This window comes from Coprococcus sp. RTP21428st1_C9_RTP21428_210409, from assembly GCF_040227395.1.
In the GTDB taxonomy this organism is placed as follows: domain Bacteria; phylum Bacillota; class Clostridia; order Lachnospirales; family Lachnospiraceae; genus Coprococcus; species Coprococcus aceti.
Map to the genome: position 1 here is coordinate 1 of NZ_JBEHVV010000107.1, position 6,071 is coordinate 6,071.

Genomic DNA, 6,071 nt, shown 5'->3' on the forward strand with positions numbered 1-6,071 from the left:
AGGTTTATCATTTGAACCAGAGATCCAGATCCACGTCTCCGGATATACCGTCAACGGTTCCGGACTCGGTGTACTGCCATCCTGTATATTTGTATGGGAAATTAGGAACATTTGCATAGTGTGCAAGCCACAGCTCGTAATCCCCGAGTCTGTCCATGTCAAGGCACTGTGCAAACATATTCCTGCTGGCATATATCATCGGCGTGTAGCCTGCCGCCTTTATCGTCTCACAGAAGCCGACTATGCCATCCGTCCTCTCATCATTCGATGCGTTGTCGCCTCTCGCCTCACTGTCGCCGATAAGCTCCGAGTCGATAACTATAGGATACTTGACGTTCATCTTGCCTATCTGTTTGAGGACAAAATTCGCTTCCTCTACACCCTCGTCATATGTTATCGCCTGGGTGAAGAAGTAAAGCCCTGTCGGTATTTTGTATTTGATGACGGCCGCCTTGCTGTCCTCAAAGCTTGAATCCAGCATCAGTCCGCCCTGCGTGTAGCCTCTGTAACCCACTCTGAGCATAACAAAATCTATGTCTTTGTTCTTCGCCAGAGTCTCCCAGTCTATGTCTGACTGGAATGTTGACAGATCCACACCCACCAGTGTGTCCTTTATATTGTCATCGCTGTAATGCATATATCCATCGTCGCCCGTGTAGAACTTCTCAACATCGAGATTGTTTCTCTCCACCTTGTCGCTGATCTTGTACAGCAGCGCATCAGGGCCAAGTTCTCCGACATTGATGTACGCTGTCGGTATATAGTTCCAGTAATTGTCATATATAAGACTGGTTATCTCCGTATCCTCGAGCGTATATCCCGATTCATAGGAAAGCCCCGGAGATGCCTTGGAGTTGGTAAATCCGCCCGCTCTTCCTATAAATATTCCTATAACAATTCCAGCAATAAGACATACCGATCCAACCAGTATGCACCAGTTTCTGGTAAATTTCTTTATCTGTTGTGTGTCCATATCTCTACCTGTCTCTTCCTTCTTAGCTTAGTCCGCCTTAGTCCGCATACACTGATTACATATTATCAAGGAAATGTTCCGTGCCAAGCCGCAAATGTATGACCTTGTCATACTTCTTCTTTATTGCATGTCTGAACCTTCTCGCCTCACTGTGTGAGAACATTCTCTCAAGATCCGCTTCTCTGAGTATCGGTTCATCACAGAGTATCTTGTACTTGATGTTCCAGTCATACATAAGACTTGTGCAGTTATCTATGCTCACCCGCAGCATCGTTCCTTTGTTTTTACCCATGAACACGCTTCTGTTCCATCTATGTTTTGCAACCGAATTCTTGGCATCAAATACAACCTCAGCCCCCGGATACTTCTTCCATATCGCATCCAGGAACAACTTCAGCTTGTCCTTGTCAAAATATCTCATCATATCGTATACAACAAACAGGATCGCCACATCCTGAGGCTTCTGCACTTCATCAAGCCATTCGTAATCAAATATTGAACTTCCTATGTTGACCTCTCTGTCCCGGATCTCCATGTATTTTCTTCTTATATCTATGCGCTCCGGGAGATCAACATTGTACCACTTTATACGGCCGTTATCCACACGGGAAAACATGGTATCCAGTTCGCATCCGACATTGACGATAATTCCGTCCGCATATCTGTTTATGAAGTTTCGAACCCTCTCGTCCACAGCGACCAGCCTCTCCATCATGACTGTCCTGTCGTAAAATGTGTATCTGGCATTCCTCTTCTTATGCTCGATGCCTAATTTGTCCGTGAGCTTTATGGCCTCGTTGTCCTCATATAACTTTGGATAACGCTCCGCCATCATCGCCCTGCACCAGATGTCATTCTCTATGTCAGCAGGTACAAAATCCGAATCTCCCTTGATGCAGCCGGCGATCTTCTTCATGATGGTCCTGCACTCCGGTATGAGGGGATGCTCGAGATAATCGTGTGTCACCGCATAATACTGATAGTAATGCACCTTCATATTCGTCCTGCTCGCGTTATCATACAGCCTTCTGGCATAGCAGTTAAGCATGTCGTCATTTGTCGTGAATATATCCATCTCATCGCATATATCAGTTATGTCGTAATACACGGGACTTGTCATATCCGTCCTGCCTGCCGCATCCTTCACCCAGTAAGCAGAGAGGAAATGCTTTATCCCCGGCGTGTAGTAATATCTGTACATAAAACGGCTCTTGTCACTCATCTTCTGTTCAAGCTCCGTGTCCTCAAATTCCGTGTCAAGAACCGGGGAGCACAGTATGAGCTTGTCCGGTCTTCTCCTGCCCTTCTTCCACAACTGTATGGCAAGCGATAACGCCAGACAGCCTCCGGATGAATGTCCGAGAAGCACCAGACGCTGGACATCCTCCGAGTCACACAGCTTGTCATACGCACCCGTAAGCATATCCAGTGCCTCTGTCACCGAATGCTCCGGCGCAAGCGGGTATATCGGAACCACCGCCCCATATCCGGTTCTCTCCACCGTGTCGAACACAAACTTCCATTCATTGTGTGTTATCCTCGACACAAATCCTCCGCCGTGTATATACATGAAGAACTCCGTCGCCCTGCCGTCTTTAGGCATCACATAAAAGCACAGTCCGCCCTTCTCAAACACCGATCTGACCTTAAACTTATCTTCATTATAAGAAGGCGGATTATAATCCTCTTTTTTGTGAAGCTTAACCGCTGTTTTATATATGTCAGAGGCTTTCATATGCCTGTCATCAAGCATGACGTGCCCCATCTTTTCTATTGCAATAGTTAAGTAATTCTGACTCTCCATTGTCCACCTTTCCAAATGTCCGGTCTACAACTCTCTTTCAGTTATTTTTGCACATGTCAATAATATAATCAAGAAATGATTTTATTTACTGTTGCAATATTGTCAATTTATGATATTATAATTGCGGTAAACAGGATGCATACAGCATAGAAAGGCAAATCTTATGAATATTACGATGTTAAAGAGTAAGATACACCGCGCAGTTGTAACTCAGGCTGAGCTCAATTACGTCGGCAGTATAACTGTAGATTCTGAGCTTTTAAAGGCCGCCGGAATCCTTGAGTATGAATTAGTACAGATTGTTGACATAGAAAATGGTAATCGTTTCGAGACATACACCATAGCAGGAGAGCCGGGATCAGGAGTTATGTGCCTCAACGGTGCTGCTGCCCGTCAGGTCCAGGTCGGAGATCACATCATTCTCATGTGCTACGCATCAATGACACCTGAGGAGGCAAAGGAGCACACACCTAAGGTCGTATTTGTAAATGATGACAACTCCATCTCACGTATTACCGATTACGAGAAGCACGGAGAGCTTTTCAGCTAGATCATATATAGAATAAAAAGAACTATTCGTTTTAACTAAAGACGAATAGTTCTTTTTTATATTCGGATATGACCGGTCTTATCTGTCGGCATCCTCAAGGATAAGTCTGCACATCTCCGGCACATTTACCTCATCCATAATTATGTCTGCTTTTATGTCTCTGTCGGCATCATCCACCGGGGATATATTGGAGTGTACATAACAGGTGTGGAGTCCGACCTGCTTCGCCGCCAGCACATCACATACCGCGTCATTTCCCACCATTATGGATCTGTTCGGATTGATATGATTTCTGTCCAGGAGCTGCTGATAGAACGCTGCATCCGGCTTCATTGCACCGAAATCCGAAGAGAGCGATATATCTGTAAAATATCCCTCTATGCCAAGTGACTGAACCTCAGGGAAGGTGAAAACTCTCTGTGCATTTGACAGGACGTATAATTTCTTTCCGGCCTGCTTGAGCTGTTCGAGCATATCCGTCACGCCGTCATACAGTCTTATATATCCTGTAGACGCCTTGCGGAACTCCTGAGCCGCAGCCACTGTCAGCTCTGCACAATCGGACGGTGTCTGATCTTTTTTCAACGTGAGCTGCTCAAATACCTCAAGTATCTGTATCTCAGGGAATTTGAACCTCTTCTTTGCCATGGCCTGTTCTGCGCGTCTGATCTGTCTCTTGTACCTTGATCTGAGTCCTGCCGGATTGTATTTCACTCCGTGCTGCGCATAGAACTCACACATATGTTTCCACACAGCGATGTCCTCCTCATCAGTGTGAATGTCTATCAATGTTCCATATAAGTCAAATATAATATTGTCGTACACGTCATACCTCCGGGTAATTCTTTATTTTTTAGCGATAGCAGGCTCTCGCACCGCCAATGTATTTTGCACGGGTTCTCGCCATAACCACATGTGCACTCCCGACCATGCTGTGCTCAGATCTGACCGGAACGGCCACCGGCGCAAGATGCATGCCTATGAGAGTATCTCCTATATCAATGCCTGCCTGTGCCTGTATAGCCTCGATAGCCACTGGCTCCTTCATATCTGCGTATGCCGCTGTGGCAAATGAACCGCCCGCCTTGAGCTGTGGCACAACATTGACTATCGGTATCCTGTTCGCCTTTGCATATTCCTTCTCAACTATTATTGCCCTGTTCAGATGTTCACAGCACTGCGCCGCCATGTAGACACCTGTGTCTTTGAGTTCATCGAGTATTGCTCCCGCTATACATTTGCCGATCTCCTCACTGGAGAATGAGCCTATCCTCATATTTGCAACTTCGCTAGATGAGCAGCCGACCACCAGTGCATCGCCGGGTTCAAGTCCCGCAACTGCAAGAAGATCCTTCACAGCGCCGCGGACCTCATCTTCGATCTCCTTCAAATGGTCAAAGGCTTCTGTTGAAACGCCCTGTCCCGCAGGTCTGAGTCCTTCCTCAATGCTCGTAGGTTCAGCTTTCTCCGGCTCAGAAATATCCTGAACCTCCTCATATTCATCCTTATCTATGGACACCGGCACACCGGTCTTGCCGAGCACAGTCACGCCGCCGTACCATGTGCTGTCCACCTTGAGCACATCGCCCACTTCATATTCCATTGAGTATTCATCTTTCTTTTTTATTATCTTCACCATCTTTGCCATGTCACAGATCTCCTTTCCTGTACATTTGCATTTACATGCGCTTTATTATCTTATATAGAAGAGAGCCATACATAACTCTCATAACCTCTTCGTATTCGTCCCGTGTCACGTACTCTCCGTAGGTCATCATCTCATATGTAACACCGGCTTCTCTGACCTGGTAATCCAGGCAGGACAGGCCATTGCGCTCGTAGAACGCCTTTCTCCGGCACCTCTGGTCGTAATTCGGCGCATTCTCATCAAGGGGCTCGATATTCAGAAACAGCTTCTGATCCGGATACTCTGCTCTCACCTTTTTTAATATTGCAGAGCCGTATCCACCATCTCTTGCCGATTCATCTATCGCAAGGAACATGAGCGTTTTCACCCTGTCATCACCTATCACATATGTCAGTCCGACAAATCTGCCCGAGTCCACAACCGCACGAAACCTCGCCTTTCCCTGTCTGCATCTTCTGGTGAGCATCCACATAGGAGGTCTTTCTTCCCTTGGGAACGCAGTCACGAACAGGTGCTTTACCTGTTTTCTATAATCATCAATATCAACAAATTTTAATTCCATATTATAACCTTCTAAGCTCAGTTGTTCTATCTGTCAACATATTTTATCTGGACATCGCCCGATGCGGTATCGACAATGCACTTGTTTTCATTTGCCATATGGGGCTCAGGTATGTCCACCTCTCCGCTCTTGCTGTTCACAAGGAAACGTTTCTCCGACAAGAATGATATATCCACGTTACCACTCTCCGTCGCAAACCAGAGCATATGTCCATCGCACGCATCTACATTTATATCTCCTGAAGATGTCATGAACTGTCCAACCTTTGCCGCCTTTATATTATACCCCTCAAGCAAACCCTTGCCCGCGGATATTATGACATTGTCGCCGTGGACGTTCATTATCGAAAAGTCGCCGCTGCTGCCATTCACCTTCACACTGTCCGCATCCACAGAAGCCATGGTGACCTCACCGGAATCTGTAACGACATTTACATTTTCTGCGGTTATATTGGACAGATACGCTCCGCCATTCACCTCAGTTACTTCAAATGTCCCACAGGATATCTGCACACTGGACACCAGAGTTCCCGTC

Annotated in this window: 7 protein-coding genes; 1 reads left to right on the plus strand and 6 read right to left on the minus strand. The window is 46.4% G+C overall.

What is annotated here, in order from left to right:
* Positions 1–7: 7 nt before the first annotated feature.
* Both ABUA34_RS13595 and ABUA34_RS13600 read right to left on the minus strand, forming a co-directional pair.
* On the minus strand, positions 8–973 hold the full coding sequence (locus ABUA34_RS13595; RefSeq protein ID WP_022216759.1) for a glycoside hydrolase family 25 protein: 966 nt from the start codon (positions 971–973) through the stop codon (positions 8–10).
* A gap of 55 nt (positions 974–1,028) precedes the next feature.
* Entirely contained in the window at positions 1,029–2,777 is a 1,749-nt protein-coding gene (locus ABUA34_RS13600) for an alpha/beta hydrolase fold domain-containing protein (RefSeq protein WP_349823485.1), read from the minus strand.
* A 163-nt stretch (positions 2,778–2,940) separates the two neighbouring features.
* On the opposite strand from ABUA34_RS13600, the gene panD reads away from it, so the two are divergent.
* Positions 2,941–3,327, plus strand: a complete 387-nt coding sequence (panD, locus tag ABUA34_RS13605) for an aspartate 1-decarboxylase (protein WP_015534201.1) — start codon at positions 2,941–2,943, stop codon at positions 3,325–3,327.
* Between the two features lie 78 nt (positions 3,328–3,405).
* Here panD and ABUA34_RS13610 read toward each other — a convergent pair whose 3' ends face one another.
* The 4 genes from ABUA34_RS13610 to ABUA34_RS13625 all read right to left on the minus strand — a co-directional run.
* Positions 3,406–4,152 (minus strand): HAD family hydrolase, encoded by a 747-nt coding sequence (locus ABUA34_RS13610; protein WP_158564600.1) that lies wholly within the window; start codon positions 4,150–4,152, stop codon positions 3,406–3,408.
* Positions 4,153–4,180: 28 nt separating this feature from the next.
* Positions 4,181–4,717: a TIGR01440 family protein gene (locus tag ABUA34_RS13615; RefSeq protein WP_117550523.1), complete on the minus strand. Its 537-nt coding sequence runs from the start codon at positions 4,715–4,717 to the stop codon at positions 4,181–4,183.
* Between the two features lie 289 nt (positions 4,718–5,006).
* Positions 5,007–5,537 (minus strand): GNAT family N-acetyltransferase, encoded by a 531-nt coding sequence (locus ABUA34_RS13620; protein ID WP_055147780.1) that lies wholly within the window; start codon positions 5,535–5,537, stop codon positions 5,007–5,009.
* A gap of 26 nt (positions 5,538–5,563) precedes the next feature.
* The coding region (locus tag ABUA34_RS13625; RefSeq protein ID WP_349823486.1) for a DUF4097 family beta strand repeat-containing protein at positions 5,564–6,071 on the minus strand (508 nt) is incomplete at its 5' end.

Bases quoted from the DNA above. Each gene is read 5' to 3' on its own strand.
- ABUA34_RS13600 (WP_349823485.1), bottom strand. From the start codon at position 2,777: ATGGAGAGTCAGAATTACTTAACTATTGCAATAGAAAAGATGGGGCAC.
- ABUA34_RS13595 (WP_022216759.1), bottom strand. From the start codon at position 973: ATGGACACACAACAGATAAAGAAATTTACCAGAAACTGGTGCATACTG.
- ABUA34_RS13620 (WP_055147780.1), bottom strand. From the start codon at position 5,537: ATGGAATTAAAATTTGTTGATATTGATGATTATAGAAAACAGGTAAAG.
- panD (WP_015534201.1), top strand. From the start codon at position 2,941: ATGAATATTACGATGTTAAAGAGTAAGATACACCGCGCAGTTGTAACT.